The following is a 1,701-nucleotide window of genomic DNA, read 5'->3' on the forward strand; positions in this document are numbered from 1 at the left end:
CTGGTCCAGGGCTGAGAGCGCCCCGATGCCAAGCCTTTAGTCAAAGCTTAGCGGGCGATCCCAGCGAGGTGACAGCGCTTGATAAAAGACACTGGATCACCTCCTTTCGTTGGTTTCGGGAGACTCCAATATAGGCCGCAAGGCTGCCGCTGTTAAGGGGAGGCGGGCCAGTCGGAACCGCGCCTGTGCGGAAGGGCCGGAAAGCCGCCGAGATGCCACCTCTTGGGTAGTTGATCTTGGGCAGTTGAGACCGCCGCGCGGCCGTGTTAGGGAGCCCCTGACGCGGGTGTAGCTCAATGGTAGAGCAGCAGCCTTCCAAGCTGAATACGAGGGTTCGATTCCCTTCACCCGCTCCAGCCTTTTCATAGACTTAGCTCGTCAAGACCTTTTCATTCTGACAAATCGGCTGCTTCGCACGTTCTGATGCTCGCTGCCCGATCGACGGGTTTCGTGCGCCACTTGAGACTCTGTCTTATTCCCAGTGCTCCTCGATACCGACGACGGTGCGAACTCATCAAAACCGAGCATCTTGATTTGAGAAGAGGCACTGAACGCGCGTGCGGAAATCGGCGGCGCTTGCACTCGGCCTTCTTCTTCTCGGCCATATAGAGCTCGAAGTCCTTCGGCATTTGCCGCTCTCTCCATGCCTCCGGGAACACCGACACGAGAACGAACCTTTCGACTTTGGCCTCCTTGGCGGCTGCCGCGAGTTTGAGGGGGCCGTCACCGTCGACTTGTTTAGTGGCTTCCGCACTGTCGGGGCCACCAGCACCGGCTGAAAAGACGATCGCGTCGCTCCCGCTCAGGGCAGAAGCGATTTCCGAAACCGACATCTTGACGATGTCCCCGACGGTTGAGGAGATCCCGCTCTTCGCGAGATCGGCGCCCTTCTTGGGATTCCGAACGAAACCGTCAACCTGATGGCCAAGATTCATCAGCTGCTGAGCTACCCTTCTACCGACGCCTCCTCCGATGCCAATGATGAAAACTTTCATCCTGATCTCCTTTCTCGCCGTTGCGGTCAAAGCATCGTCGAAGGAACCGGTGGCTACATGCGTGCAGCTATCACGGCCATTCGCGGCGGCGTGATCAATTGAAGTAAATCCGATACCAAGGCGTTTGCCCGGGGGGGCGACCACGGACAGTGCGGCGCATGCACGGTGCTGATCGACGGCGCGCACACCAACTCGTGCCTGAAGCTCGCTGTAACGCTCGATCACGAGATCACGACGTTCGAAGGGTTGGGGTAGCCCAGCAACCTTCATCTGCTTCAAACTAGATTCGTCGAGCATGACCCGTTCCAATGCGGCTATTGCTCGCCCGGCCAGATCTGCTCGGCTCGCGTCATGAACATCGCCTCGATCGGTGGATCGGGGGGTTCGGCGGCGCCTGTGCCTATCGCGGCGGATCCGGGGTCCCAAGGCTGTGCAAAAACCTGATCAGGAGATGACGTCGCCAGGGCCGCTGGCTGGTAAGCCGGCCTCCTGAAATTCGCTTGCGGGCGGAAGCCTGCCGAAATGCCGGCTCGTCTCGAAGCGCCGTTCGGGAGGGCCTGGAGCCGTTTTTTGGTGCGGACCGTCGGGCGACGCTGACACCGGTGCGGGGCCGGAAGCCTTGCTCAGTTTACCCTGGCAATAGGCCCGCCGCGCGATAGCTCTCGATGAGCGAGTCAAAGAGCGAGATGTTCGAGCGACTCCGCGC

1 protein-coding gene, 1 tRNA gene and 1 pseudogene are annotated in these 1,701 nt (G+C 60.0%); 2 read left to right on the plus strand and 1 reads right to left on the minus strand.

The window, feature by feature from the left end; genetic code table 11:
* Positions 1-282 precede the first annotated feature (282 nt).
* A tRNA-Gly gene (locus tag ACXJL8_RS40375) sits at positions 283-356 on the plus strand.
* A gap of 33 nt (positions 357-389) precedes the next feature.
* On the opposite strand, the gene ACXJL8_RS40380 is transcribed toward ACXJL8_RS40375, so the two are convergent.
* Entirely contained in the window at positions 390-995 is a 606-nt protein-coding gene (locus tag ACXJL8_RS40380; protein WP_456622812.1) for an NAD(P)H-binding protein, read from the minus strand.
* Positions 996-1,124: 129 nt separating this feature from the next.
* On the opposite strand from ACXJL8_RS40380, the pseudogene ACXJL8_RS40385 reads away from it, so the two are divergent.
* Positions 1,125-1,340, plus strand: a pseudogene (locus ACXJL8_RS40385) (2Fe-2S iron-sulfur cluster-binding protein); the annotation flags it as partial.
* Positions 1,341-1,701: the final 361 nt, after the last annotated feature.

It is taken from the genome of Bradyrhizobium sp. P5_C11_2 (genome assembly GCF_054049755.1).